The 25,565-nt window shown below is 70.3% G+C and carries 18 protein-coding genes and 5 pseudogenes; 11 read left to right on the top strand and 12 right to left on the bottom strand.

Features of this window, described 5'->3' with window-relative positions:
• Positions 1-205 precede the first annotated feature (205 nt).
• The 4 genes from LRS14_RS17970 to LRS14_RS17955 all read left to right on the top strand — a co-directional run bounded on the left by LRS14_RS17970 (position 206) and on the right by LRS14_RS17955 (position 6,607).
• The gene (locus LRS14_RS17970) at positions 206-2,959 is read left to right on the top strand and encodes a M1 family metallopeptidase (RefSeq protein ID WP_257800522.1); all 2,754 of its coding nucleotides are present in this window, start codon (positions 206-208) and stop codon (positions 2,957-2,959) included.
• 121 nt (positions 2,960-3,080) lie between these two features.
• Positions 3,081-3,776 carry a PEP-CTERM sorting domain-containing protein gene (locus LRS14_RS17965; protein WP_257800521.1) on the top strand — a complete coding sequence of 232 codons (696 nt, stop codon included), beginning with the start codon at positions 3,081-3,083 and terminating at the stop codon, positions 3,774-3,776.
• Positions 3,777-3,800: 24 nt separating this feature from the next.
• Positions 3,801-4,364, top strand: coding sequence for a PEP-CTERM sorting domain-containing protein (locus LRS14_RS17960; RefSeq protein WP_257800520.1), 564 nt, complete (start codon positions 3,801-3,803; stop codon positions 4,362-4,364).
• 38 nt (positions 4,365-4,402) lie between these two features.
• A complete protein-coding gene (locus LRS14_RS17955; protein WP_257800519.1) occupies positions 4,403-6,607 on the top strand; it encodes a phosphocholine-specific phospholipase C in 2,205 nt (734 codons plus the stop codon).
• A gap of 592 nt (positions 6,608-7,199) precedes the next feature.
• On the opposite strand, the gene LRS14_RS17950 is transcribed toward LRS14_RS17955, so the two are convergent.
• Both LRS14_RS17950 and LRS14_RS17945 read right to left on the bottom strand, forming a co-directional pair.
• Complete coding sequence (locus LRS14_RS17950) at positions 7,200-8,189, bottom strand: tripartite tricarboxylate transporter substrate binding protein (RefSeq protein ID WP_257800518.1); 990 nt, start codon at positions 8,187-8,189, stop codon at positions 7,200-7,202.
• Positions 8,186-9,067 carry an N-formylglutamate amidohydrolase gene (locus LRS14_RS17945; RefSeq protein ID WP_257800517.1) on the bottom strand — a complete coding sequence of 294 codons (882 nt, stop codon included), beginning with the start codon at positions 9,065-9,067 and terminating at the stop codon, positions 8,186-8,188. Before LRS14_RS17945 ends, LRS14_RS17950 begins: the two co-directional genes overlap by 4 nt.
• A gap of 99 nt (positions 9,068-9,166) precedes the next feature.
• On the opposite strand from LRS14_RS17945, the gene LRS14_RS17940 reads away from it, so the two are divergent.
• Positions 9,167-10,063 carry a LysR substrate-binding domain-containing protein gene (locus LRS14_RS17940; protein WP_257800516.1) on the top strand — a complete coding sequence of 299 codons (897 nt, stop codon included), beginning with the start codon at positions 9,167-9,169 and terminating at the stop codon, positions 10,061-10,063.
• A 322-nt stretch (positions 10,064-10,385) separates the two neighbouring features.
• On the opposite strand, the gene LRS14_RS17935 is transcribed toward LRS14_RS17940, so the two are convergent.
• Both LRS14_RS17935 and LRS14_RS17930 read right to left on the bottom strand, forming a co-directional pair.
• A complete protein-coding gene (locus LRS14_RS17935; RefSeq protein WP_046114790.1) occupies positions 10,386-10,841 on the bottom strand; it encodes a fasciclin domain-containing protein in 456 nt (151 codons plus the stop codon).
• Positions 10,842-10,903: 62 nt separating this feature from the next.
• A complete protein-coding gene (locus LRS14_RS17930) occupies positions 10,904-11,425 on the bottom strand; it encodes a fasciclin domain-containing protein (RefSeq protein WP_046114791.1) in 522 nt (173 codons plus the stop codon).
• Positions 11,426-11,572: 147 nt separating this feature from the next.
• Between LRS14_RS17930 and LRS14_RS17925 the strand changes: the two genes are divergently transcribed.
• On the top strand, positions 11,573-12,229 hold the full coding sequence (locus tag LRS14_RS17925) for a TetR/AcrR family transcriptional regulator (RefSeq protein ID WP_046114792.1): 657 nt from the start codon (positions 11,573-11,575) through the stop codon (positions 12,227-12,229).
• Positions 12,230-12,244: 15 nt separating this feature from the next.
• Here the strand turns inward: LRS14_RS17925 and LRS14_RS17920 are convergent, their stop codons facing one another.
• Positions 12,245-12,541: a polyhydroxyalkanoic acid system family protein gene (locus LRS14_RS17920; protein WP_046114793.1), complete on the bottom strand. Its 297-nt coding sequence runs from the start codon at positions 12,539-12,541 to the stop codon at positions 12,245-12,247.
• Between the two features lie 254 nt (positions 12,542-12,795).
• On the opposite strand from LRS14_RS17920, the gene LRS14_RS17915 reads away from it, so the two are divergent.
• Positions 12,796-14,970: a hypothetical protein gene (locus LRS14_RS17915; protein WP_257800515.1), complete on the top strand. Its 2,175-nt coding sequence runs from the start codon at positions 12,796-12,798 to the stop codon at positions 14,968-14,970.
• 10 nt (positions 14,971-14,980) lie between these two features.
• Here the strand turns inward: LRS14_RS17915 and LRS14_RS17910 are convergent, their stop codons facing one another.
• The 5 genes and pseudogenes from LRS14_RS17910 to LRS14_RS17890 all read right to left on the bottom strand — a co-directional run bounded on the left by LRS14_RS17910 (position 14,981) and on the right by LRS14_RS17890 (position 22,477).
• Positions 14,981-18,124: an efflux RND transporter permease subunit gene (locus tag LRS14_RS17910; RefSeq protein ID WP_046114795.1), complete on the bottom strand. Its 3,144-nt coding sequence runs from the start codon at positions 18,122-18,124 to the stop codon at positions 14,981-14,983.
• A 10-nt stretch (positions 18,125-18,134) separates the two neighbouring features.
• Complete coding sequence (locus LRS14_RS17905; protein WP_046114796.1) at positions 18,135-19,307, bottom strand: efflux RND transporter periplasmic adaptor subunit; 1,173 nt, start codon at positions 19,305-19,307, stop codon at positions 18,135-18,137.
• Positions 19,308-19,471: 164 nt separating this feature from the next.
• Positions 19,472-20,701, bottom strand: coding sequence for an HD-GYP domain-containing protein (locus tag LRS14_RS17900; RefSeq protein ID WP_310740853.1), 1,230 nt, complete (start codon positions 20,699-20,701; stop codon positions 19,472-19,474).
• 116 nt (positions 20,702-20,817) lie between these two features.
• Positions 20,818-21,926 (bottom strand): annotated as a pseudogene (gene aroC / locus LRS14_RS17895) (chorismate synthase).
• An 87-nt stretch (positions 21,927-22,013) separates the two neighbouring features.
• A pseudogene (locus LRS14_RS17890) lies at positions 22,014-22,477 on the bottom strand (CBS domain-containing protein).
• Positions 22,478-22,756: 279 nt separating this feature from the next.
• Between LRS14_RS17890 and LRS14_RS30735 the strand changes: the two are divergent.
• The 4 genes and pseudogenes from LRS14_RS30735 to LRS14_RS17880 form a co-directional block, all read left to right on the top strand.
• Positions 22,757-23,137: pseudogene (locus LRS14_RS30735) on the top strand (PLP-dependent transferase); the annotation flags it as partial.
• Positions 23,138-23,186: 49 nt separating this feature from the next.
• Positions 23,187-23,327 (top strand): PLP-dependent transferase, encoded by a 141-nt coding sequence (locus LRS14_RS30730; RefSeq protein WP_404977620.1) that lies wholly within the window; start codon positions 23,187-23,189, stop codon positions 23,325-23,327.
• A gap of 26 nt (positions 23,328-23,353) precedes the next feature.
• Positions 23,354-23,901, top strand: a pseudogene (locus LRS14_RS30725) (PLP-dependent transferase).
• A pseudogene (locus LRS14_RS17880) lies at positions 23,898-24,702 on the top strand (alpha/beta fold hydrolase); the annotation flags it as partial. The pseudogenes LRS14_RS30725 and LRS14_RS17880, both read left to right, overlap by 4 nt.
• A gap of 241 nt (positions 24,703-24,943) precedes the next feature.
• On the opposite strand, the gene LRS14_RS17875 reads toward LRS14_RS17880, so the two are convergent.
• Both LRS14_RS17875 and LRS14_RS17870 read right to left on the bottom strand, forming a co-directional pair.
• Positions 24,944-25,093: a hypothetical protein gene (locus tag LRS14_RS17875; protein ID WP_257800514.1), complete on the bottom strand. Its 150-nt coding sequence runs from the start codon at positions 25,091-25,093 to the stop codon at positions 24,944-24,946.
• A gap of 105 nt (positions 25,094-25,198) precedes the next feature.
• Entirely contained in the window at positions 25,199-25,414 is a 216-nt protein-coding gene (locus tag LRS14_RS17870) for a hypothetical protein (protein ID WP_257800513.1), read from the bottom strand.
• Positions 25,415-25,565 lie beyond the last annotated feature (151 nt).

Raw genomic sequence — 25,565 nt, 5'->3', positions numbered from 1 at the left:
CGGGGCCATGGTGGCCGCGCGCGGCGGCGCCCACATCCCCCATGGGCCGGAAGCCGGCCCGCCCGCCGGAGGGGAAGTTGTGAACAAACGTCACACGCGGCTTGCCCGATGCACACGGCCCTTACGATGCCGCGCTCACCGCAGTTCCGATCAAACAGACCACGGCCGCTGCCGACCGCACGCGCCGTGCCGAGGAGGACTTTCCATGACGCTCACCAGCGTGCTCTGCGGTGGCCGGCGTGCCATCCGCATGCTGAAGACCGCCGCCGTCTGCGGCCCCCTCATGGCCCTGCCCATGGCCCTGCCCCTGGCTCTGCTGCCTGCCACCACGGCGGTGGCCCAGCCCCGCTTCGACTTCGCCGCCACGCCCGGCCGGCTGTCCAAGCAGGTGGTGCCTACGCACTACCAGCTGCTCATCGATGCCGACCCCGCGCGCGACGGCTTCCAGGGCGAGGTGACCATCCGCGTGGACGTGAGGCAGCGCACCGACGCCATCGTGCTCAATGCCCACCAGCTGCAGGCCACCGGCGCCATGCTGCACGACGCCAGCGGCCTGCGACCGCTGGACGTGGTGCCTGACGAAGCCCGCCAGACCTGGCGCCTGGTGCCGCAGGACGGCCAGCCCATCGTCGTGGGGCCGCAGCGCATCGAGATCGACTACACCGGCACGGTGCAGAAGACCGGCCAGGGTCTGTTCCGGGCCGACTACCGCGACATCACCGCGCCGGCCGATGCGCCGGCTGCACGCACGCTGGCCACCCAGCTGGAAGCCATCTACGCCCGCAGCGTGCTGCCCTCCTTCGACGAGCCGGTGTTCCGCGCGGTATTCGAGCTGAGCGTGCGGGCACCGGCCGGCCAGCAGGTGGTGGCCAACATGCCGCTGCAGGCCGAGACGCCCGAGGCCGACGGCCGCATGCTGCACCGCTTCGCGCCCACGCCGCCGATGCCCAGCTACCTGCTGGCCTTCACCATCGGCCGCTTCGATGTGCTGGAGGGCAGCGCCGGCGCGCTGCCGCTGCGCATCCTCACCGCGCCGGGCAAGCGGGAGCAGGCGCGCTTTGCGCTGCAGGCCACCGAGCAGCTGCTGGGCTATTTCACCGACTACTTCGGCCAGCCCTATGCGCTGCCCAAGCTGGACCAGCATGCGGTGCCCAGCACCCGCTGGGGCGCGATGGAGGACTGGGGCCTCATCTCCTATGCCGAGGGCGGCCTGCTGGTGGACCCGGCGCGCAGCACGCCCGATACGCCGCGTCGCGTGTTCAACCTGCTGGCCCACGAGATCGCGCACCAGTGGTTCGGCAACCTGGTCACCGCCGCCTCCTGGGAGGAGATCTGGCTGAACGAAGCGTTCGCCACCTGGATGGCCACCCGTGCTTCCGAGCACTTCCACCCCGAGTGGCAGGTGCGGCTGCGCGAACGCGGCTGGGTGGAGGAGACCATGGCCGAAGACAGCGGCCAGGCCACGCGCGCCATCCGCTCCGGCCGGGTGGACGAGCAGGCCATCTGGGACGTGTTCGACAACATCACCTATGCCAAGGGCGGCGCGGTGCTGAGCATGATCGAGCAGTGGCTGGGCCCCGAGGTCTTCCAGCGCGGGCTGGCGGCCTATATGGCCGATCGCCGCTTCAGCAATGCCACAGCGGGCGACCTGTGGCACCACATCGGCCAGGCCGCGGGGCGCGACGTGCGCCGCGTGGCCGCCAGCTGGACCGACCAGCGCGGCTTTCCGCTGGTACAGCTGAGCAGCCGCTGCGTGCGTGGCCGCACCGAGGTCACGCTGGCGCAGCGCCGCTTCACCGCCGGACCGGCCGACCGCATGCAGCGCACCTGGCACATCCCGGTGCGGCTGGCCCGCGTGGGCGGCGGCGAAGAGCCGCCGCATACCGTGATGCTCGACCAGCCCCGGCGCACCGTGCAGCTGCCCGGTTGCAGCGACGCACCGCTGCTGGCCAATGCCGGCGGCCGCGGCTTCTACCGGGTGCAGTACACGCCGGCCCACCAGCGGGCGCTGGCCGCCGCCTTCACCGAGCTGGCGCCGGCCGACCGCGTCGCCCTGATGGCCGATGCCTTCGCGCTGGCGCGCGCCGGCGCGGCACCGCTGGACGGCTGGTTCGCGCTGCTGGCCGCCGCACCGCGGGTGCAGGACGACAGCCGCGGCGCCCTGCTCACCATGGCGCTGCATTCGCTGGAGGCGCTGGATGCGGTGGTCGAAGGCCTGCCGGTGCAGGCCCGGCTGCACGAGGCCGCACGCGCGCTGCTGGCCCCCGAGCTGGCCCGCCTGGGCTGGCAGGCGGCCGATGGCGAAGGCTCCGAGCCGCGGGCGCTGCGCAACCTGCTGATCCGCCAGCTGGCCGGCTTCGGCGATGCCGAGGTGCTGGCGCGGGCGCAGGCGCTGTTCGATGCGGACGAGGCCGGCGGCGAGCCGCTGCCCGCGGCCATCCGCAGCGGCGTCATCGGCGCGGTGGGCGCACGCGCCGACGGTCCGCGCTTCGGCCAACTGCTGCAGCGCCTGCAGTCGGCGCAGGGCGACGAGGACCGCTGGACCTATGCCCGCGCACTGGCTTCCGGCCGCGACGAGGCACAGGCGCGGCGGCTGCTGGAGGCGGCCCTGGCCGGCATCGCGCCGCCCAACGTGGCGTCGACGCTGCCCTCGCTGCTGGGCACGCAGGGGCCCTTCGGCGAGATGGCCTACCGCCATGTGCTGGACCACTGGGCCGGCTATGAGCCGCTGGCCGGCATGCAAGGCCGGCAGTACCTGCTGCCGGGCGCGGCCGGGCGCTTCGTGCAGGCTGGGCAGGCCGCTGCGCTGCTGGCAGACCAGGCCCGGCTGGTGGGCAAGGGCGGCGCCCTTACCGCCGGCCGGCAGGCCGAGCAGATCCGGCTCAATGCACGCATGCGCCAGCGCGACGTAGCGGCGCTGGACACGCTGCTGAAAGGATGGCGGCCCGGCGCGCCGTGAGGCCCCCGCCACTTGTCTAGACAAGCCGGCAGCGCCGGCTTTCTTCTGCCCGTCACATTGCCTGGCTAACGTGGCTGCGCGGGGGCCTCGATGCCCCCGGCAATGCCAGGAGGGCAATCACATGAAGTACTCGACCGCCCAGGTCGCGGCCGCCGCATGGCTGGCCATTTCCGCCTGCGCAGCACAAGCGGCTGCCTATGACACCAACCTCATCGTCAACGGCAACGCCGAGCAGGGCACGGCCGGCTGGCAGGCCTATGACGGCACGCCGCTGTTCAGCGCGGTGGACTACGGGCCCAACTGGGTGCAGCCCAGCCAGCCCGGCCCGGCCGACCGCGGCGCCAACCTGTTCGTGGGCGGCAGCGGCGTGCCCTACGCCGCCGGCTACCAGCTGCTCGACCTGGGCGCCAACGCCGCCGCCATCGATGCCGGCCGGGTGAGCTTCGCGGCCAGCGGCTGGCTGGGCGGCTGGACGAACCAGGCCGACAACGCGCTGGTGTTCATCAGCTTCATGGACGTGGCCGGCAACACGCTGGCCAATGCGATGCTGGGCCCGGTGACGCCGGCCGACCGCAACAACACCACCGGCCTGTTCGCGGTGAGCACCAGCGGCTGGGTGCCGGTGGGCACCACCAGCGCCAGCTTCGCGCTGTCGATGGATCGCCTGGTCAGCGGCGACAACGACGGTTATGCCGACAACCTCGCCTTCAGCATCTCGGCCGTGCCCGAGCCCGGCACCTACGCGCTGATGCTGGGCGGCCTGGCCGCCGTCGGCCTGTTCGCCCGCCGCGCCCGCCGCAGCGGCGCCGCCGCCTGACACCAATCCACCGGAGCACCTCACATGTCTAGACAACTCACCCGCCTGGCCGCTGCCGTGGCCTTCGCCCTGCTGGCACCGCTGGCCTCGGCCGCGACCGTGCTCAGCTTCGACGACCTGGCCGACGGCGCCCTGCCCTCGGGCTACGGCGGCCTGCAATGGTCGGCCGCCTGGCTGTCGTTCGCCGATGCCGGCGAGCCCTTCGGCACCCATTCGGGCAACCGCCAGCTCGCCACCGACTGGGGCGCCGACAACACCGCCACGCTGATCCGCTTCGGCCAGGCCGCCACCTTCCAGGGCGCCTGGTTCTCGGGCTACGAGGACGCCGCCGTCAGCTTCAGCCTGTACTACCAGGGCCAGCAGGTCGCCACCTCGGCGCTGCTGACCCCGGCCCCCAGCTCGGCCTTCCTGGCCAGCGGTTATGCCGGCCTGGTGGATGCAGTGGCCGTCAACAGCGCCGCCCACAGCTACTTCGGCATGGACGACTTCACCTTCACCGCCGCCGTGCCCGAGCCCGAGACCTACGCCCTGATGCTGGCCGGCCTCGCCGCCGTGGGCCTGATGGCACGCCGCCGCCGCGCAGCTTGATGCCGCGCCCCGCCCGCACCGACTCCAAGGACACATCCATGACCCAGAACGACCGCCGCGGTTTCCTGCGCAGCATGGCCACGGCCACCGGCGCCACCGCCGTGATGACCACCTTTCCGCCGGCCATCCAGCGCGCGCTGGCCATCGAGGCCAACAACCGCACCGGCACCCTCCGCGACGTCGAGCACATCGTCGTGCTGATGCAGGAGAACCGCTCCTTCGACCACTACTTCGGCACGCTCAACGGCGTGCGCGGCTTCGGTGACCGCTTCCCGATCCCGGTAGCCGATGCCGGCAGCATCGTGGGCCGCACGGTGTTCGTGCAGCCCAACCCGCAATCGCAGCAACAGCCCGGCCGCCCGCCGGTGGGCGGCCCGCCGGCCATCGCGCCGTTCGCGCTCAACACCCAGCAGACCTTCGCCCACATGCGCGTGGCCGGCACGCCGCACAGCTGGACCGACTCCCAGGCCGCCTGGGACCAGGGCCGCATGAACCGCTGGACGGTGGCCAAGAACAACCACTCGCTGGGCTACTACACCCAGGCCGACCTGCCTTTCCAGTTCGCGCTGGCCAATGCCTTCACGCTGTGCGACGCGTACCACGCTTCGTCGCAGACCGGCACCAACACCAACCGCCTCTTCCAGTGGACCGGCACCAATGACGGCCTGGGCCTGGGCGGCGGCCCGGCCACCGACAACAGCCGCGACTGGTTCAGCGAGGACCGCAGCACCGACTACACCTGGACCACCTACCCCGAGCGCCTGCAGGCCGCAGGCATCTCGTGGCAGGTCTACCAGAACATGGCGGACAACTTCACCGACAACCCGCTGGCAGGCTTCCGCGCCTACCGCGACGGCTGGTACAACCGGCCCGGCCATTCGGTGGCGCTGAAGGAGCGCGGCATCTCCACCCGCGACCTGGACAAGCTGCGCGAGGACGTGCTGGCCAACAAGCTGCCGCAGGTCTCGTTCATCGTGGCCACGGCCGAGGGCTCGGAGCACCCGGGCCCCTCCAGCCCGGCGCAGGGCGCCGACTACACCGCCAAGGTGCTGGAAGCGCTGACCGCCAACCCCGAGGTGTGGAGCAAGACGGTGCTCTTCATCAACTTCGACGAGAACGACGGCTTCTTCGACCATGTGCCGCCGCCTGCACCGCCGGCCTGGACGGCCGCCGGCCAGTACGCCGGCGCCACCACCGCCGACGCCACGCCCGAGTACAACGAGATCCTCAAGGGCTCGTCGCCCACCTACCTGCACCGCGCCTATGGCCTGGGCCCGCGGGTGCCGATGTACGTGGTGTCGCCGTGGAGCAAGGGCGGCTGGGTCAATTCGCAGGTGTTCGACCACACCTCGGTGCTGCGCTTCGTGGAAGCCCGCTTCGGCGTGATGGAGCCCAACATCAGCGCCTGGCGGCGCGCGGTGTGCGGCGACTTCACCTCCGCCTTCAACTTCAGGAACCCGAACGACAACGCCTTCTTCGCGCAGCTGCCCGGCACGCTGGCGCTGGCCAACCAGGCCCGTGCGCTGACCCGCACCACCACGCCGCCCACGCCGGCCAGCCTGGCGCTGCCGTCGCAGGCGGTGGGCTCGCGCCCCTCGCGCGCCCTGCCCTACGAGCTGCATGCCAGCTGCCGCGTGGTGGCACCGGCACGCCAGCTGGCGGCGGTGCAGGTGGAGATCGGTTTTGCCAACACCGGCGCGCAGGCTGCGGTGTTCCATGTGTACGACCGCAAGAACCTGTCGGCCATCCCCCGCCGCTACACGGTGGAGCCGGGCAAGCAGCTCAGCGGCCAGTGGGCCCCGCAGGCCAACGGCGCCTACGACCTGTGGGTGCTGGGCCCCAACGGCTTCCACCGCCACTTCACCGGCAATGCGCGGCGCGCGGTGTCGGCGGCACAGCCCAATCCTGAAGTGCAGGTGAGCTACGACAAAGCCACCGGCGACCTGGTGCTGCGGCTGCACAACCCGGGCAGCGGCCCATGCAGCTTCAGCATCGTGGCCAACGCCTATTTCGCAGCCACGCCGGGTGTGTACAAGGTGCTGGCGCGCAGCGAACAGGTGGTGCGCTGCCCGCTGCAGGCCAGCGGCCACTGGTACGACTTCACCGTCAGCGTGGCCGGCCAGGCCGACTACAGCCGGCGCGTGGCGGGGCGGATGGAGACGGGCGTGGATGGGATCAGTGATCCGGCGATGGGGGGGTGTGGCGATCGCCGACCAGGTGAAGATCGGCTGATCTTCGGTTGAGGCCGGCCAACCGGCCGGTTGGCCCCGGCCGGCCGCAGCATTGGCGTGTGTTTAGCGCGCTGGCTGTGGCCGCATTCGTATCTCCAGGAGCGGTGAGCGGGCTGATGCCGTCGCCTACCGACGACGACAGTGCGGGCAGCAGGACGAGCGACGGCGCACCGCACGAGCCGTCGGTCGATCCGTTGATTGAATCGGCATGCCCCCCTGCGCTCCACTCCGCGACAGTTGCACTCGCAGGACACGTACTCGAGTTCGGCATCTGCGGTTCGGGTCGCGGACGACCGAGGCGCGGCGATTGCGGTCGGTTGCATGCGCTGGTCGCGATGACCGCTGTCGGCCATCAACGTGCGTTGGCGACAGTCTGTCGGATCTCCGCCTGAAACTGTTTTGAGACGTTCGCATCTGGGGCACGGGCGTCGTTCGCTGAAACCGGGCATTCAAGTCATTCTGCTAGAACGGCCGCTCTTCGTGCATGCGCCCATCGACCGCAGCGGGCCGCCCACGCAGCCTGGCTGACCGCTTCCATCGCATGCGACCTTACCAAGTGGATCCGGAACAGTCGGTCGCCTTGCCGTCTACACTGCCCTGGCGCCTACAACACGATGCCGTTCTTCCTGACCACGTCGCGGAAGAACTGGATGCGCTGGGCAATCTCCTGCCTGTATTGCTCGGGCGTGATGGCCTCGGGCAGCATGGCGCCCCGTTCTTCCCACGCGGGCCGGGTCGCCGGGTCGGTCAGCACCGTACGCATGGCCTGGTAGAGACGGTCCACGATGGGCTGCGGCGTACGAGCGGGTGCGGCCAGGCCGGTCCATGACGACAGGTTCAGCTCGGGCAGCTTCAGCTCCGCGAAGGTCGGCACGCCGGGCAGCTGTGGGACACGCTGCGGCGCGGCTACGGCCAGCGCCCGCATCTTTCCGTTCAGGATGTTCGGCAGGTTGGAAGTCAGGTTGTTCCAGGTGACCTGCACCAACCCGCCCAGCATGTCCGTCAAGGCGGGGCCAGCGCCCTTGTAGGGCACATGCACTATGTCCAGCCCTAGCTTGGCCTTCAGCAGCTCCATACTGAGGTGTGCCACCGAGCCATTGCCTGAACTCGAATAATTCCACTTGCCCGGATGCGCTCGCACGAAGGCAATGAACTCGTCGAAGCTCTTGGCCGGCACGTTGGCATTGACCAGCAGTACGTTGGGCAGCCGGTCAATCAGCGTGATTGGCGCAAAGTCGGCTTCGGCCTTGTAGCCGAGGTTCGGCGTCACCGCGGGGTTGACCACGTGGGTGGTTTGCGAAGTGACCACCAGGGTGTAGCCATCGGGCTGCGCCCGGGCCACCCACGCGCTGCCGATGGCGCCTGCCGCGCCAGCCCTGTTTTCCACGACGACCGCCTGCCCGAGCACCCGGGACAGTCGATCGCCCATGGCGCGGCCCGACAGGTCGACCGAGCCGCCGGGGGCGAAGGGCACCACCAGGGTAATGGGGCGCGTGGGATAGCCGGTCGCCTGCGCACGCGAAGGCAGGGCGGCTGCACCCAGCAGACCACCGGCGGTGGCAAGGAGTCGTCGACGACGGATGGAATGGCTCATGGGGCGTCCTTGGCGAGGTGAGATGCGGTGAGAGTGCCGAGTTCGGCGTGGATGTAGTGCTGGATGCGCTCGAGCACCCGGTCGATGTCGCGGCGCATCTGCCCGAAGCGCACGCTCGGCTCGCGCGTCGCCTCGTTCAGGTACAACTTGCGGTTCAGCTCCACCTGCAAGCTGTGGCAGCCGTCCGCGGGCCGGCCGTGCTCACGCACCAGGTCCTGGCCGGCATACGGATCGTTGACCGACACGCTGTACCTCAGGTCGGCGAAGGCCTGTGCCACGCACTCGGTGAAGGCGGGCGAACAGCTGCGGCCGTGCAGATCACCCAGCACGACGTCGGCCAGTGGCCGGGTGTTGGCGATGCCCAGCCGCTCGTAGGCATTGCTGGGCATTGAGTGCAGGTTCAGATGCCAGGCCTGGCCGAACCGGCTGCGTGCGTTGCCCATCAGCGAGCGCAGCGCCTCCCGATAGGGTGTCCAGCAGGTGTCGATGCGCTGCCGTGCCTCGGCCACGCTCAGGCGGCGTGCATAGATGGGCGACAGCGAGTTGGTCCTGCTGTAGATCAGTCCATTGCCCAGGCGCAGACAACGGTCCGAAGGGTGCAGGGGCTGCGGCCAGGGTTCGCTCAACAGCGTGGGATCGATGTCGTCCCCCGCGCGGTTGGCATCGATGTAGCTGCGCGGGAAGTGGGCCTGCAGCAGCGAACCGCCCGCTTCCGGCACGCCGGCCCACAGGGCTTCGACGCCGGTGTCTTCACATTGCCGCAGGTCGGCCAGAGGCACCACATGGTCGAAGTCTTCGGGGTAGGCGGTGCCGCTGTGTGGTGAGTCGCACACCAAGGGAAGCTGCGCCGCGGTGGGCGGCTGGATGGCATGAAGCATGGTGTTCAAAGCGGTGGATGCGGCATGCGCAGCCTAACCAGCGCCCCCCAGGCGTGCGAACGACATTTTCGTGCACAGTGTTGCCATAATGTCATCACCATGAAGTTCGAGTCCGCCTCACTGGTCGAGATGCATGCGTTCCTCGCGGTGTGCAGGACCGGATCCATGCGCCGGGCGGCCGAGCAGTTGTGCGTCACCCAGGCGGCGGTCAGCAGGGCCGTGTCGCGCCTGGAGGCGCACCTGGGTCATGCGCTGTTCGATCGGCATGCGCAGGGGGTGCTGCCGAATGCACGGGCGCTGGACCTTCGCCAACGGGTCGAGGGGCCTGTGGAGGCCCTGGAGCGGGCCTTCGGCGAATTGAAGCAGCCGGCCCGTGAGCGCCGACGTTCACTGCGGTTGTGCGCCGTGCCCACCTTGGGCATGCGGTGGCTGATGCCGCGGTTGGGCACATTCCAGTTGCAGCATCCCGGCATCGACATCCAGTTGCTCCAGTCCCGGCGCGACGAGGACTTCCGGCGCGAGGACGTGGACGTCTGGATCGAGCTCAAGCGGCCTGGCGTGGCTTGGCCACGCGACATCAGCGCGCGCTACCTCATCGGACGCGACATCACGCCGTTCTGCCAGCCCAACATCGCACGGCGGCTCAGGACGCCTGCGAACCTGCTGCGGGAGACACTGCTCTATCACACCAATTATCCGGCCAACTGGTTGATGTGGTTCGGTGCCGCCGGGGTGGAGAGCAGCCGGCTGAAGCTGGGCGATGGCTTCGACTTGGCCGGCAACCTGATCGCGGCAGCGGTCGCCGGCATGGGCGTGGCGGTGATCCAGCCCTGCCTGGTGGAGCGCGAGCTGAACGCCGGAGAACTGGTGCGCCCGTTTCCGCTGGAAGTGTCCACAGGCCGCGGTTATCACGTGTGCGTGCGCAAGGGAAAGCGGGACAGCGGCCTGCCCGGTCTCTTCGTCGACTGGATCCGACGCGAGGCTTGCAGATCCTGAACGGCGCGACGAGAGATGTCCCGCGGTCATCTTGCATTCAGGATGCCGCCTCAGCGACCGGATGCCCGCTTTGGGTCGATTGCCGTCACTCGGTACCGAAGTTGCGAGAGTCCGCGCTAAATGGGCAGCCAACGCGTGAATCGGCGACGTACCCCGGTGATGCCATCCGTACCGACCCACTGCAGCTCCTTCGCACTTCAGTCCGATAGAGGCAATCCTCGACCACGACGGCAACCCTCGCGTGGTGGCGGACCAGTCGCTGCAGTTGTCCACGTTGATGGCGCCCTACCCAGGCGGCCACGCCGGCCGCCCGAGCCCTGGCTTACATCGCCGGCATCACCACCGTGTCGATCACGTGGATCACGCCGTTGCTGGCAGCGATGTCGGTCTTCACCACCTTGGCCTTGTCCACCATCACGCCGCCGGTGGTGCTGACGGTCAGCTCCGAGCCCTGCACCGTCTTCACCTTGCCGGCCTTCACGTCGGCGGCCATCACCTTGCCCGGCACCACGTGGTAGGTCAGCACCTTCGTCAGCGCGGCCTTGTCCTTCAGCAGCGCATCCAGTTGTGCCTTGGGCACCTTGGCGAAGGCCTCGTCGGTGGGCGCGAACACGGTGAACGGGCCCGGGCCCTTCAGCGTGTCCACCAGGCCGGCGGCCTGCACCGCAGCCACCAGGGTCTTGAACGAGCCGGCGGACACGGCGGTGTCGACGATGTCGGCGGCCATGGCGGTCATGGCGCCGAAGCTCAGGGCAGTGGCGATCAGCAGTTTCTTCATGGTGGTGTTTCCTTCGGGGTTGACGAACGGGACGGGATGGAACGGGGGAAAGGGCCGGCGGCTCACACCGCCGGCAGCAGAACCTTGTCGATGACGTGGATGACGCCGTTGCTGGCCATCACGTCGGTGGCGGTGATGGCGCTTCGGCGGCCGCGCTGGTCGGTGATCACCAGGTCGCTGCCCACGGTGAAGCTGCCGCCCTGCACCGTGGTGATGGGCGTGCCCACCGGCACCTGCGCGCGCAGCACGCGGCCGCTGACCACGTGGTAGGTGAGCACGGCGGTGAGCAGGGGCTTGTCGGCCAGCAGCGCCGCCTTGGTCACGCCCAGCTCGGTGAGCAGCGCGGCAAAGGCCGCATTGGTGGGCGCAAACACGGTGAAGGGGCCGGGGCCGCTGAGCGTGGTGGCCAGGTCGGCCGCGACCACGGCTTCCACCAGGATGCTGAAGTCGGGCAGGCTTTGCGCCACCTGCACGATGTTGCGATCCTCGTGGTCGTCATCGTCATCGTTGCCGCAGGCGGCCAGCAGGGTGCTGCCGGCGCCCAGCGCCGCGGTGAGCAACAGGGAACGTCTCCTGAACTGCATGTGTGCTCCTGGTTGTGTACTGGCGAGGCCGGATACTAACCATTCAGGCCATAACTAGACTGCACAGTATCATTTGCGACCGAAGCGTGTGGTTATTGACGTGGAGGTTCGGCTGAAGCACCATGTCGCCGGGGTAAAAGGGCGGGCATGGCAAGCAAGATCAGACAGGAAGCCGGCGTGGCGCCGGCCAAGCGCAGCTTTCGCGCGCAGATGCATGAGGCACGGGAGGACGCCATCGTGCAGGTGGTCAACCGCCTGCTGGCCGAGCGCGGCTATGAGGCGATGACGGTGGACGAGGTGGCCGCCGAGGTGGGCATTGCCAAGGCCAGCCTGTACCGCCACTTTCCCAGCAAGGAAGACCTGGCCGCCGCCGCCATGGTGCGCACGCTGGAGCGGGCCCAGGCCTTCGTCGACGCCCTGGATGCCGAGGCCGCCGAAGGCGCGCCGGCCACGCCGCTGAACAAGCTGAAGGCCGCCGCCCGCTGGACCATCACCGCGCAGCTGCAGGGCGAGATGCCTTCGCTGCCCAGCCAGAACTCCGGCCTGCGCAGCGCCCTGATGAACAACGAGGCCTACGTGGGCGGCCTGATGTCACTGAGCGACCGGCTCGGTGCCTGGATCGAGGCCGCACAGGCCGACGGCAGCCTGGACCAGCGGCTGCCGCCCATCGTGGTGCTCTACACGCTGTATGCGCGGGGCTGCGACCCGGTGCTGGGCTTCCTGCAGGGCACCGGCGAATTCACCGATGCGCAGATCACCGAGATGGTGCTGGGCACCTGCTTCAACGGCCTGGCGGCGCGCTGACGGGCAGCGGGCGCCTCAACCGGCGGGGCCGAGCAAACGGTCGAGGTTGGCTTCGATCTGCGACTCGATGCGGCCCTGGTAGGCACTGAGCAGGAAACCCAGCTGCGCCTGCAGGTCGAAGCGGTCGGCGCTCACGTGCAGCTCGCCCGACACGCCGCTGCGGCGGAACAGCACCCGGTCCTGCGCCTCGCCCGCCTGGTAGTCGCAGCGCAGGCCATAGTCCCGCTCCGCCTGCGCCACCCACTCCTTCGCGCGCTCGCGCGCCTGGGCCAAGCCCAGGGTGTGAGTCCGGTGTACTGCCAACTGCGCCATGGTGTCCCTGTCTGGTGGAGGCCGCCGGCCGATCCGCTTCGGCCGCCGGCGTTGGAGGGCTTCGGTCGATGGGGGTTCCGCCGGATCGGCAGGACCGGCCATGCCGACAAGCTAGGGAGGAATTCCCTCCGAAGGGGTGGCACCCGCCCCCGAAGGGCGTTGGTGGTGCCCGCAGCAGCCGCCTAACTTGGTTCCACGCATGCAGTGCCGCGGGCCGTCCCGGTCCGTTCGGGCCCGTGCGACAAGGAGCTCTCATGGAACAGCGTCACCCCCCGGGCCGTGGTGCCGAGCCGGTCGTGCTGCAGGTCACCACCCGCCAACGCCCCGATTTCCAGCAACCGCTGATGGCATGGCTGTTCGATGGCGGTGGCCGGCTGGCCGCGCGTGTCGAGGTCAAGGACGGCCGGCTCGAACTGCCCGCCACCGATGGCGGCGGCCATGGCCGCCTGTTCATCACGCCGGTGGACGAGCGGCTGGTCGAGACCGAGCCCACGACCGCCATGCTAGAACGCCTCGGCGCCTACGAGCCGGTGCTGCTCATCGGCGAGCGGCTGAAGCCCGTGATCGACATTCCCGGCCTCGTCATCGACCACTGGCCGTTCTGCTTCTGCTGGCTGCGCGGCCGCGTCGAGCGCCTGTCGGACCATCGCGCCATCTGCGGCGCCCGGGTGCATGTGTGCGAGGTGGACCGGCTGCCATGGTGGATCCGCCGGTTGCCCGAGCGGGACATCTTCAAGCTGCGCGACGACCTGCTGGAGGTGCTGCGCCGCCCGCCGGTGCCGCAGCCGGTCCCCGGTCCCGAGCCCTTCGACCCGCGCCCGCTGTTCCGCAGCGGCATGCCGCAGGCGCTCAATCCGCAGCCGCTGCCGCCGCAGGACAGCATCGAGCTGCCGGCCGCGCTGCAAGCCAGCCTGCGCAGCCGCTCGGCCCAGATGGTGCGCAGCACGCTCGCCGACCATGCCCAGCTGCTGCTGCCGTGGCTGTGCCTGTGGCCGCACTGGTGGTGGCGGCTGCGCTGCGACGAGATGGCGGTGCTGACCACCGACAACCAGGGCCGCTTCGAGACCACGCTGTTCTACCCCTGCCACGGCGACCACCCCGACCTGTACTTCTGGGTGGAGTACGACTTCGGCAGCGGCTTCGAGACGGTGTACCGGCCCGGCATGGCCTGCAACACGCACTGGAATTACGCCTGCGGCACGCCGGTGACGCTGCGCGTGCCCGACCCGCGCGTGCCGGGCTGCGAGGAGGAACCCGACCTGCCCGGCCGCCAGGTGGTGGTGCTGTCCATCGGCCCCGGCGTGGCCGTGCGCGAGCTGCAGGCCACGGGTGCCGGCGAAGGCCTGACCACCGCAGGCGAGCCCTTCGGCGGCACGCTGGAGCCGCGCGTGGACTTCAGCCGCTCGGCCCTGATCGGCGGCGGCATTCCGTACTACCGCTGGTCGTACCGGCGGCTCAGCGGACCCGACGGCGTGGCCGCCACGGTGGACGCCGCCTCGGTGCCGCTGGGCGTGTGGTCGGTGATGTCGCGCGACGTCTACCGCCACTACAAGCTGGGCACCAGCTTCCCGTCGGAGCGCATGGGGCCGATGCCCACCGCGGGTGCCGATGCCGCGCCGCTGCCCAACCTGTTCCGCATCCGTCCTGTGGCCCCGCCCGCCGGCACCGAGTGGGTGGTGCTGGACGAAAGCGTGGACCTGGCCACCGCCTACCTGGACAGCCACATGCTGGCCGGCGCGCCCACCGCGGCGCCCTGGCCCGACGACCTGGCCGCCGGCCGCTACGAGCTGAAGCTGGAGCTGTTCGACAGCGCAGGCGCCCTGGTGGACTGGACGGCGCAAGGCATCGACCTGCGCATCACCGACCAGGACGCGCCCTTCGGCACCGCCACCGTCACCAGCTCCACCGCACCCGCCCACAACCGGGTGCTGGTGGGCGGGGCGACGATGGGCTTCCGCATGGTGCTGCGGGTGGACAACAACCGCTGCTCGGCCGACATCCAGCCGGTGGGCGGCACCGTGTCGCCCGACCCGGTCTGCGGCTTCCACAACTATGCGCAGCCCAGCGACACGGCCGGCTTGTCCTTCGTGGCGCGGCACCCCAACGGCTTTGCCACCTACGGCTTCAGCGTCACCCGCGGACCGGGGCCGGCACTGGCCGTGGCGGGCACTTCGGGCGTGGCCGGTGCGCCGGGCAGCAACGGCTACCTGCAGACGGGCAGCTTCAGCTATGGCAAGGCGGTGACGGTCTCGGCGTTGCTGGGCCCGTGCAGCAACGCGGCCTATGCCGAGCGGCTGGAGGTCAGCGCGATGGCCACCAACGGCTACGGCACGCTGACCCAGTACAACGCGGCCGACAACGCGGCCTTTGCACTGGCCATGCCCTGCCCCGCCTGCGAGTGCACCGAGGCGGAAGGCGGAACGGCCTGAGCCGCCCGGCTCAATGCCGGTCCGCCGGCGCCAGGCCGCGGTCGCCGCCCAGTTGGGGCGCGGCCGCGGCCGGCGCCCGCTTGTCGCGCACCAGGTACGAGTACAGCACCGGCACCACCACCAGCGTCAGCAGCGTGCTGGTGATCACCCCGCCGATGATGGCGCGGCCCATCGGGGCCTGGATCTCGCCGCCTTCGTTGAGCGCCAGCGCCAGCGGCAGCATGCCGAACACCATGGCGCCGGTGGTCATGATGATGGGCCGCATGCGGATCAGGCCGGCCTGCAGCACCGCATCGGCCACGGTGGCGCCGCCGCGCCGCGCATGATTGGCGAAGTCCACCAGCAGGATGGCGTTCTTGGTCACCAGGCCCATCAGCATCACCAGCCCGATCATGCTGAACAGGTTGAGCGTGGAGCGCCACAGCAGCAGCGCCAGCATCACGCCGATCAGCGCCAGCGGCAGCGAGGCCATGATGGCCAGCGGCTGCAGGAAGCTGCCGAACTGGCTGGCCAGCACGATGTAGATGAAGATGGCGGCCAGCGCCATCGCGGCCACCACCGCACCGAAGGCCTCCTGCTGGTCCTTCGTGGCACCGCCCACGTCGAAGCTGTAGCCCGGCGGCAGCCGGGTGGCCTGCACCAGCTTCTGCACGTCGGCGCCCACGTCGCCGCCCGGCCGCCCTTCCACGCCGGCGAACACCGCCTCGCGCCGCTGCAGGTTCTGCCGGCGGATCACTTCCGGGTTGACCACCGGCACGATGTCGGCCACCGCTTCCAGCGTGATGGGCGTGCCGTTGGGCGCGAAGGCCACCGGCAGCTGGCGCATCTGCACCACGCGCTCGCGCAGGTGCTCGGGCAGGCGCAGCAGCACCTCCACCTGCTCGCCGTCGGGCGTGGTCCAGTGGGTGGCGGCCTCGCCGTTGACATAGGCGCGCAGGCTGGAGGCGATCTGCGGCGCCGTCAGGCCCAGCTCACGCACCGCATCGGGCTTCAGCCGCACCGCGTAGGCCGGCAGCCCGGGCTTGGCGGACACCTCCACATCCACGATGCCGGGGATCTTGCGCACCTGGTCGGCAAATTCGTTGACCAGCCGCACCAGGCCTTCGGGGTCGGTGCCCAGCAGCGCCACGTAGATCGGCCGCTCGAAGCCCACCGACATCTCGATGCCCGGGATGCGCGCCAGCTCGGCGCGGATGGCGTCCTCCACCTGCTTCTGGCTGCGGCTGCGCTCGGCCCGCGGCTTCAGGCCGACGTTGAGCGTGCCCACGTTGCGGCCAACGTTCAGGCCTTCGCCGTCGCCGCCCACGGTGGTGCTCACGCTCTTGACCTCCGGCATCGCCATCACGATCTGCTCCACCTGGCGGAACTTGTCGTCGGTGCGCGCCAGGCTGGCGCCCACCGGCATGCGCACCGACAGCTGGGTGAAGCCCTGGTCCGTCTGAGGGATGAACTCGGTGCCCACCAGCGGCACCAGGCCCAGGGCGGCCACGAAGCTCAGCACGCCGGTGGCCAGCACGATGCCGCGGGGCGACACCGAAGCCCGGCCCCAGCCGTAGCGCCGGCCGCTGAAGGCCCAGCGGATCAGCCGCTCGTACACCGCATGCAGCAGGTCCATGCCGCGGTCGGTGGCGCGGATGGCATGGCCCACCACCGGCAGGCGTTTCAGGCGCGCGCTGGGCGGGTCGTGCCATACCGACGACAGCATGGGGTCGAGCGTGAAGCTGACGAACAGGCTGACCAGCACCGCCACCGTCACCGTGATGCCGAAGGGATAGAAGAACTTGCCGACGATGCCGCCCATGAAGGCCACCGGCACGAACACCGCGCAGATGGCGAAGGTGGTGGCCATCACCGCCAGGCCGATCTCCGCGGTGCCGTCCAGCGACGCCTGGCGATGATCCTTGCCCAGGCCCACATGCCGCACGATGTTCTCGCGCACCACGATCGCATCGTCGATCAGCAGGCCGATGCACAGGCTCAGCGCCATCATCGTCATGAAGTTCAGCGTGAAGCCGAAGGCATGCACCGCGATGAAGCTGGAGACCACCGCGATGGGCAGCGTGAGCCCGGTGATGACGGTGCTGCGCCACGAATGCAGGAACAGGAAGACGATGGCCACGGTGAGCAGCGCGCCTTCCACCAGCGTGCGCTGCAGGCCCTTGAGCGAGTTCTTCACCCAGTCGCTGTTGGCATAGATGAGCTGCAGCTCCATGCCGGCGGGCAGCGTGGCGCGCAGCTCGTCCAGCGCGGCCTTGATCTCGTCGCCGGTAGCCACGATGTTGGCGTCCTGCTGCTTGAAGATGTTGAAGGTGACCGCGCTCTGGCCGTTGACGCGGGCCAGGGTGGTGGGCTCCTGCTCGCGCTCCACCAGGGTGCCCAGGTCGCCCAGCCGCAGCGGCAGGCCGTTGCGCAGGCCCACCACCGTGTCGGCGAAGCGCTTGGGATCGCGCACCATGCCTTCCACCCGCAGCATCGCGTCCTGCACCGGGTTGCTGAGGATGCCCACCGCCTCGTCGCGGTTGGCCGCGGCCAGCTGCGTGGCGATCTGTGCCGGCGTGATCTGGTAGGCCCGCAGCCTCGCCGGGTCCAGGTCGATGCGCAGTTCGCGCTTGGTCAGGCCGGCCACGTCCACCCGCGCCACGCCGCCCACGCGCACCAAGCGCTTGCTGGCGGTCTGGTCGGCGTAGATGGACAGCTCGCGCGCGCTGCGGCCGGTGGACAGCAGCGCGGCCACCACCACCGGCTGGCTGTTCTCGTTGTCCACCCGCAGCACCGTCGGCGGCTTGGCATCGCGCGGCATCAGCGACTGCACCGCGGCCACGCGGTCGCGCACGTCCTGCAGGCCACGCGACATGTCGGCGTTCAGGTTGAACTCCACCTGCGTCTGGCTGCGGCCTTCGAAGCTGCGCGAGGTGATGCGCTTGATGCCGGCCACCGCGTTGACCGATTCCTCGACCAGCTTGGTGACCTCGCGCTCCACCGCCTCGGCCGAGGCGCCGGGATAGCGCACGTCGACATAGGCCATCGGCGGCGCCACGTCGGGCAGCTGCTCCACGCCCAGCCGCAGGTAGGCGAACAGGCCCAGCACGCACAGCGCGGCCATCACCATGGTGGCGAACACCGGGTTGTTGATCGCGACGCGGGTCATCCACATGGCGCGCTCCTCACTTCACCAGCGGTGCCGAGGCGCCGCTGGCGGCCACCGAGCCTGCCTTGCCCGGCAGCAGCAGCGCGCGGGTGCCCTCGCGCAGGTTGTCGAAGCGTGCGGCCAGCACGCGGGCATCGGGGGCCACGCCCTGCAGCACCTCCACCCGGCCGCCGGCCTCGTCGCGCCGGCCGGTGATCACCGCCCGCCGCGCCAGCACGCCGCCTTCGATCAGCCACACATGCTCCTGCCCCGACTGGCTGCCGATGGCACTGGCTGGCAGCGTGAGCCGCTGCTGCGCATCCGGCAGCACCACGCGGGCCACGGCGTACTGCCCGGCGCGGAAGGTCTCCTTCGGGTTGTCCAGCACCACCGTCACGCCGATGGCGCGGCTGCCGGGCTCGGCCGCGGGCGCGATGCGCGCCAGCGTGGCGGCCACCGGCGTGGCCACGCCTTCCACGTTCACCTGCACCGGCTGGCCCGGCGCCAGCAGCGAGACCTCGTGCGTGCCCACGCTGCCGGCCAGCTCCAGCCGCGCCAGGTCCACCAGCGTGAGCACCTGCTGCTCCGCGGCCAGCTTCTCGCCGGGCACCACATGGCGGCGCGCCACCACGCCGGCAATCGGCGCCACAAGGGCCGCATCGCGCTGGGTGACCCGCAGGCTGTCCACCTGCGCCTGCGCCGCCTGCAGCTGGGCGCGGGCGGTGTCGAGTTGCGCGCGCGAGGTGTCCAACGCATTGGCGGAAATGAATTGCTGGTCGGCCAATCGCAGGTTGCTCTGGTAATTGCGCTCGGCCTGCGCCCATTGCGCCCGCGCCGATTCCAGCATCGCATGGCGCTCGTTGACGCGGCTGTCCAGCTCCGCCAGGTCGATGCGGCCCAGCAGCTGGCCGGCGCGCACGCGGCTGCCTTCGTCCACCGACAGCGACAGCAGCGTGCCGGCGGCCTTGGCGCGCACCACGGCCGTCTGCGGCGCCACCAGCGGGCCGGAGAACTGCAGCACCAGCGGCAAAGCCGTGGACTGCGGGTGCACCACCTCGCGCGGCGAGAACTCCAGCGTCACCTCCGGCTTGGCCGCTTCGGGCTTGGCCCGCTGGGTCCACATGGCGCCGGCCAGGCCGCCTCCCACCAGCAGCAACAGCACCACCACGGCCGCTGCCTTGGCCTTGGATCTGGGCGCCTGCTTGCGCATTCCACGCTCCTCGCTTCTCGTGTTGTGTGGCAATGCAGCTCGTGGCGCATTGCAATTCGCGGGGCAGTAGAAGGCGCCGCACGGCCTGCAAGTGGCCATGCGACGGAGTGCGGATGGATGCGACGGACTGCAGGCCGGCTCGGCGGCCGGCCGCGGCGGGCCGCTCAGCGGCGGGCGGGCGCCGCGTCCCCGGCCCACAGCTCGGCCAGGTGCGGGAAGTTCCACTGCGCGGGCGATTCGCGGCCGACGATGCGCTCCCGCGCGCCGGCCTGCGACAAGTCGATGCGCGCCACGCTGATCGGCATGTTGGAGCGGGTGGAATAGAACGCCTTGACCACCGGCGCCACCAGCGTGCCGGGGTTCTGCTCTACCACCACCGCCAGCTTGCCCGACTCCAGCCGCACCAGCGAGCCGACGGGGTAGATGCCCAGGCTCTTGACGAAGGCGCCGAGCATCGCCTCGTCGAAGTGCCCCTTCCAGGACATCATGCGGGCGATGCTCTCGGCCGGGTCCCAGCCCGGCTTGTAGGGCCGGTTGGAGGTGATGGCGTCGTACACGTCGCAGATGGCGCCCATGCGGGCCACCGCGCTGATGCGCTCGCCGGGCAGCCGGTGCGGATAGCCGGTGCCGTCGATGCGCTCATGGTGGTGCAGGCACACGTCCAGCACCGAATCGGGCGCGCTGCCGCCCAGCAGCATCTCGTGGCCACGCTCCGGATGGGTGCGCATCACCGCGAACTCCTCCTCGGTGAGCTTGCCGGGCTTGTTGAGGATGTCCAGCGGCATGCTGGCCTTGCCCATGTCGTGCAGCAGCCCGGCCAGGCCGGCTTCGCGGCAGGCGGCGGTGTCCAGGCCCAGTTCGCGTCCCAGCGCCACCATCAGCGCGCACACGGCCACCGAATGCATGTAGCTGTACTCATCGCGTGTCTTCAGCCGCGCCAGGCTCACCAGCGCGCCGGGGTTGCGGAAGACGGACTCGGAGATTTCCTCCACCAGCGGCAGGCACTGCTGCGCATCCAGCGCACGGCCCAGCCGCGCCTCGTTGAACATGGACTGCACCGCCTGCTTGCTGCGCCGGCACAGCTGCTGGGCCTTGCGCAGTTCCTCCTGCAGGCTGGCCGACGGGGGTGGCGGCATCGGCGATGCGGCCGGCGGCGCCGCGGGCGGCGTCACCGCGGCCGTGGCGGCGGAGGCATCGGCGCCATGCGCCGCAGGGGCCGACGCCCGCGCCGGTGCCGGCAGCGACGGCCGGGCCATCGGCCAAGTCCAGCCCTGGCTGGTGTCGATCCAGCATTCCGCGATGCCGCTGTCCAGCGCGGCCCGCAGGTCGGCCAGGTCGGTGAGCACGAAGCGCGACTTCCAGAAGGGATGCCGAACCCAGGAACTCGAAGGCATGCAGGTGCATGCCCAGGCGAAGGTCCGCCACCTGAATCTTTTTCAACATCGGGGAACTGCCGTTTCAAGCGTTAGCCATCATTTCGGCAAGAACCCCGCCATGCAAAAGGGGATTCTTAGAGGGTTTCACCCACCTGGCCGGGGATGGCAGGCACCGGCAGCACCACGTCGGCGTTCTGCGCCCGGTGGCGCAGCGCATGATCCATGAGCACCAGCGCCAGCATTGCCTCGGCGATGGGCGTGGCGCGGATGCCGACGCAGGGATCGTGCCGGCCGAAGGTTTCCACCGTGGTGGGCTGCAGCGCGCGGTCGATCGACGCCTTGGGCGTGCGGATGGAGCTGGTGGGCTTGATGGCGATGGACACGCGCAGGTCCTGCCCGGTGGAGATGCCGCCGAGCACGCCCCCGGCGCGGTTGGCGCGGAAGCCCTCGGCGCTCAGCTCGTCGCCATGCAGGCTGCCGCGCTGGGCCACCACGCCGAAGCCATCACCGATCTCCACGCCCTTGACGGCATTGATGCCCATCATCGCGTAGGCGATGTCGGCGTCCAGCTTGTCGTACAGCGGCTCGCCCAGGCCCACCGGCACCTGGTGCGCCACCACCTCGATGCGTGCGCGCCGCAGGAGTCGCCCTCCTTGCGCAGCGCATCCATGTAGGCCTCCATCTCGGCGATCTGGCTCACGTTGGCGGCGAAGAACGGGTTGTTGGGGATGTGCGCCGCATCCTCGAAGGCCACCGGCAGCTCGCCCAACTGGCTCATCCAGCCGGTGAAGGTGGTGCCGTGACGCTCCAGCAGCCACTTGCGCGCCACCGCCGCCGCGGGCCACCGTGGGCGCGGTGAGGCGGGCCGAGGAACGGCCGCCGCCGCGCGGATCGCGCAGGCCGTACTTGCGCCAGTAGGTGTAGTCGGCATGGCCGGGGCGGAAGGTGTCGAGGATGTTCCCGTAGTCCTTGCTGCGCTGGTCGGTGTTGCGGATCGCGGCAGATCGGCGTCCGGTGGTGCGGCCTTCGTACACGCCGACAGGATCTCCACCGCATCGGGCTCGTTGCGCTGGGTGACGTGGCGGCTGGTGCCGGGGCGGCGGCGGTCCAGCTGCGGCTGGATGTCGGCCTCCGACAGCGCCAGCCCGGGCGGGCAGCCGTCGATCACGCAGCCGATGGCCGGGCCGTGGCTTTCGCCGAAGTTGGTGACGCGAAACAGTTCGCCGAAGGTGGAGCCGGGCATTGCAAGAACCAGTCAGCTAGGAATGAATAAGGCCCGGCACCTGCACGGCGCCGGGCCCCGGATTGTGCGTGGACTCCGCTGCGTGACTCAGAGCTTGGGCTGCACGCCCGCGGCCTCGACCGCCGAATCCTGGTCCACCGGCCAGTCGCGGATGTAGGCCTTGAGCATGCGGTTCTCGAAGTCCTGGCTGTCCACCACCGCCTTGGCCACGTCATAGAACGAGATCACGCCCATGAGCGTTCGCTGGTTGAGCACCGGCATGTAGCGCGCATGGCGCTGCAGCATCATGCGGCGCACCTCGTCCAGCTCGGTCTCGGGCGTCAGGTCAGCGGCTCGTCGTCCATGGTGCTGCGCACCAGCAGGTCGCCCACGGTGCCGCCATTGCGCACGATGGCCTGGATGACTTCGCGGAAGGTGAGCATGCCGGTGAGCTCGCCATGGCTCATCACGCACAGGGAGCCGATGTCCAGCTCCGGCCATGGTCTTCAAGGCCGTGGCCAGCGGTTCGTCGAAAGTCACGGGTGTAGAGCGTGTTTTTTGACACGCAGGATGTCGCTGACTTCTCATGGCAGTGCTCCGGGGCAGGGTTCGGCGCCAACATAGCACACAATCTTTCGCATGGCGCCCGGCAGTTTCACCGCTGACGCCGGGGCACGACAACACGACAAGGAGACTGCATGCCCGGCCCGTCCGACCCGGTTTTCGACACCCTGGCGTTGCATGCCGGCGCGCTGCGCCCGACCCGGCCACTGGCGCCCGGGCGCTGCCCATCCACCTGAGCACCAGCTTCGGAGCCCGAGAGCAGCGAGCACGCCGCCTCGCTGTTCAACATGGAGCGGGCGGGCCATGTGTACAGCCGCATCAGCAACCCGACCACCGCGGTGTTCGAGGAACGCATGGCGGCACTGGAAGGCGGCGTCGGCGCCATCGCCACCGCCAGCGGGCAGGCGGCGCTGCACCTGGCCATCTGCACCATCGCCGGCGCCGGCTCGCACGTCGTGGCCAGCAGCGCGCTGTACGGCGGATCGCACAACCTGCTGCACTACACGCTGGCCCGCTTCGGCATCACCACCACCTTCGTGAACCCGCGCGACGTGGACGCCTGGCGCGCCGCCATCCGGCCCGAGACACGGCTGCTGTTCGGCGAGACCCTGGGCAACCCGGGGCTGGACGTGCTGGACATCCCTGCCGTGGCCGCGGTGGCGCACGACGCCGGTCTGCCGCTGCTGGTGGACAGCACCTTCACCACCGCCCTGGCTGATGAAGCCCTTCGACCATGGCGCGGACCTGGTGTACCACTCGGCCACCAAGTTTCTGTGCGGCCACGGCACCGTGGTGGGCGGCGTGCTGGTGGACAGCGGCCAGTTCGACTGGGATGCCTCCGGCCGCTTCCCGAGCTGAGCCAGCCCTATGCCGGCTTCCACGGCATGACCTTCACCGAGGAGAGCACCGTGGGCGCCTTCCTGCTGCGCGCGCGGCGCGAGGGCCTGCGCGACTTCGGCGCCTGCATGAGCCCGCACACCGCCTGGTTGATCCTGCAAGGCATCGAGACGCTGCCGCTGCGCATGGCGCGCCATGTGGACAACACCCGGCGCATCGTCAGGTTCCCGGCGGCGCATCCGATGGTGGCCGGCGTGGCCACCCCGAGCCGCCCGGCCACCCCGACCATGCACTGGCCCGGCGCCTGCCGCGTGGCTGCGGCGCGGTGTTCAGCTTCGACCTGAAGGGCAGCCGCAAGCAGGGCCAGGCCTTCATCGAGGCGCTGAAGCTCTTCAGCCACCTGGCCAACGTGGGCGACTGCCGCTCGCTGGTGATCCACCCGGCCTCCACCACCCACTTCCGCATGGACGACGCCGCGCTGGCGCAGGCCGGCATCGGCCCCGGCACCATCCGCCTGTCGGTGGGGCTGGAAGACCCCGACGATCTGCTGGACGACCTCAGGCGCGCGCTGAAGGCCGCGGAGAAGGCGCAATGAAGATCCTGGTGAACGGCCAGGCGGCCTACGCCTACACCGGCGGCAAGCCCTTCGACCCCACGCTGCCCTGCGTGGTGATGGTGCACGGCGCACTCAACGACCACAGCGTGTGGACGCTGGCCGCGCGCTGGTTCGCGCACCACGGCTTCGGCGTGCTGGCGGTCGACCAGCCCGGCCATGGCCGCAGCGCCGGCCCGGTGTTGCCCAGCGTGGAGGCGCTGGCCGACTGGCTCTGGGCGCCTGCTGGACGCAGCCGACGTGCAGCAGGCCGCGCTGGTGGGTCACAGCATGGGTTCGCTGATCGCGCTGGAAGCCGTGGCCCGCGCGCCGCAACGCGCCACCGGGCTGGTGATGGTGGGCACGGCCTATCCGATGAAGGTGTCGGATGCGCTGCTGGCCACCGCGCTGGCCCAGCCACTGGCCGCCATCGACATGGTGAATACCTTCTCGCACAGCACGATCGCCGCCAAGCCGTCGTACCCTGGCCCCGGCAGCTGGCTGCACGGCGGCGGCCGTGCACTGATGCGCCGGCTGCTGAAGCTGGGCGAAGGCAGCGTGCCCGCGGGCAGCAACCTGTTCCACCACGACTTCCAGCTGTGCGACGCCTACGCCAATGGGCTGCAGGCCGCCGCCGCCGTCACCTGCCCGGCCACGCTGGTGCTGGGCGGGCGCGACCAGATGATGCCCCGCCCAAAGGCCACGCGCGACCTGGCCGGCGCGTTGAAGGCCCGGGTGGTGACGCTGCCCGCGCCCGGCCATGCGCTGATGCAGGAAGCGCCGGAGGCGCTGCTGGGGGCGTTGAGAGGGGGCGGTTGCAGACGGTGCCGGCGAGCGCGGGGAGCGCACGATGAGCCGCCGACACGACGAGCGCACGCAGCTGATGCTGCTGGAAGACGCCCGGCGCGGCCTGGCCGACCGTTGCCGCCGGCCGTACCATGGACGCCGACGAAGCGATCAGGCAGCTGCAACTGCGGCGGGCCGAACAGCGACGCCGGGCAGCCTGCTGCGCCCGTGCCTCCCCGCCCGCCCGCCGGCTGACCCCCTACAGCACCTCTTCCAGCCGCAACGCCTCCACCCCCACCTTCTGCCTGAACGCCCGCGTCGCCGGGTCGGGCACCAGCAGCAGTTCGTCCAGCAGCGGCTGCAGGCGGCGTGCGCTGCGGGTCGACCAGCAGCACATGGCGCTGGCCACCCTCCTCTTCCAGGCGGCCCACCCAGTCGAGATCCACCAGCGCGTCGATCACCGATTCCACCAGCAGCGGGTCGGTGCTCAGCGCCTCGGCCAGCTGGCGCAGCGTCAGTCACGTGGCGGCGGCCGCCGTGGGCCTTCGCTCAGCAGCCGCAGGGCGCCGATGGCCAGCGAGAACTGGGCCCCCGGCACCGCCACCCGGCGCACGATGCGCATCGACAGGCTGGGCGCATAGGCCGCGATCACCGCTCCCAGCAGCACGATCACCCAGCCGATGTACATCCACAGCAGCAGGATGGGCAGCGTGGCGAAGGCGCTGCACACTGTTATCAGGTGGGCACCAGGCCCACGTACCAGCCCAGCACCTTCTACACTGAAGCCCACCGCGCAGAACAGCCCCGCCCGCCAGCGCATATCGCCAGCGCACGTCGGTGTTGGGCACGTAGTGGAACAGGCCGGTGACGGCTGCCGCCTG

Origin of the sequence: Aquincola sp. J276 (assembly GCF_024700035.1) — a bacterium.
Lineage (GTDB): Bacteria > Pseudomonadota > Gammaproteobacteria > Burkholderiales > Burkholderiaceae_C > Aquincola > Aquincola tertiaricarbonis.
Note: the sequence above shows the minus strand (reverse complement) of the source record. Positions and strands in the feature narration are given on the sequence as shown.

What these genes read in the sequence shown, in the direction of transcription:
- LRS14_RS17970 (WP_257800522.1), top strand. Translation starts at nt 206, where the DNA reads ATGACGCTCACCAGCGTGCTCTGCGGTGGCCGGCGTGCCATCCGCATG.
- LRS14_RS17965 (WP_257800521.1), top strand. Translation starts at nt 3,081, where the DNA reads ATGAAGTACTCGACCGCCCAGGTCGCGGCCGCCGCATGGCTGGCCATT.
- LRS14_RS17960 (WP_257800520.1), top strand. Translation starts at nt 3,801, where the DNA reads ATGTCTAGACAACTCACCCGCCTGGCCGCTGCCGTGGCCTTCGCCCTG.
- LRS14_RS17955 (WP_257800519.1), top strand. Translation starts at nt 4,403, where the DNA reads ATGACCCAGAACGACCGCCGCGGTTTCCTGCGCAGCATGGCCACGGCC.
- LRS14_RS17950 (WP_257800518.1), bottom strand. Translation starts at nt 8,189, where the DNA reads ATGAGCCATTCCATCCGTCGTCGACGACTCCTTGCCACCGCCGGTGGT.
- LRS14_RS17945 (WP_257800517.1), bottom strand. Translation starts at nt 9,067, where the DNA reads ATGCTTCATGCCATCCAGCCGCCCACCGCGGCGCAGCTTCCCTTGGTG.
- LRS14_RS17940 (WP_257800516.1), top strand. Translation starts at nt 9,167, where the DNA reads ATGAAGTTCGAGTCCGCCTCACTGGTCGAGATGCATGCGTTCCTCGCG.
- LRS14_RS17935 (WP_046114790.1), bottom strand. Translation starts at nt 10,841, where the DNA reads ATGAAGAAACTGCTGATCGCCACTGCCCTGAGCTTCGGCGCCATGACC.
- LRS14_RS17930 (WP_046114791.1), bottom strand. Translation starts at nt 11,425, where the DNA reads ATGCAGTTCAGGAGACGTTCCCTGTTGCTCACCGCGGCGCTGGGCGCC.
- LRS14_RS17925 (WP_046114792.1), top strand. Translation starts at nt 11,573, where the DNA reads ATGGCAAGCAAGATCAGACAGGAAGCCGGCGTGGCGCCGGCCAAGCGC.
- LRS14_RS17920 (WP_046114793.1), bottom strand. Translation starts at nt 12,541, where the DNA reads ATGGCGCAGTTGGCAGTACACCGGACTCACACCCTGGGCTTGGCCCAG.
- LRS14_RS17915 (WP_257800515.1), top strand. Translation starts at nt 12,796, where the DNA reads ATGGAACAGCGTCACCCCCCGGGCCGTGGTGCCGAGCCGGTCGTGCTG.
- LRS14_RS17910 (WP_046114795.1), bottom strand. Translation starts at nt 18,124, where the DNA reads ATGTGGATGACCCGCGTCGCGATCAACAACCCGGTGTTCGCCACCATG.
- LRS14_RS17905 (WP_046114796.1), bottom strand. Translation starts at nt 19,307, where the DNA reads ATGCGCAAGCAGGCGCCCAGATCCAAGGCCAAGGCAGCGGCCGTGGTG.
- LRS14_RS17900 (WP_310740853.1), bottom strand. Translation starts at nt 20,701, where the DNA reads ATGCCTTCGAGTTCCTGGGTTCGGCATCCCTTCTGGAAGTCGCGCTTC.
- LRS14_RS30730 (WP_404977620.1), top strand. Translation starts at nt 23,187, where the DNA reads ATGAAGCCCTTCGACCATGGCGCGGACCTGGTGTACCACTCGGCCACC.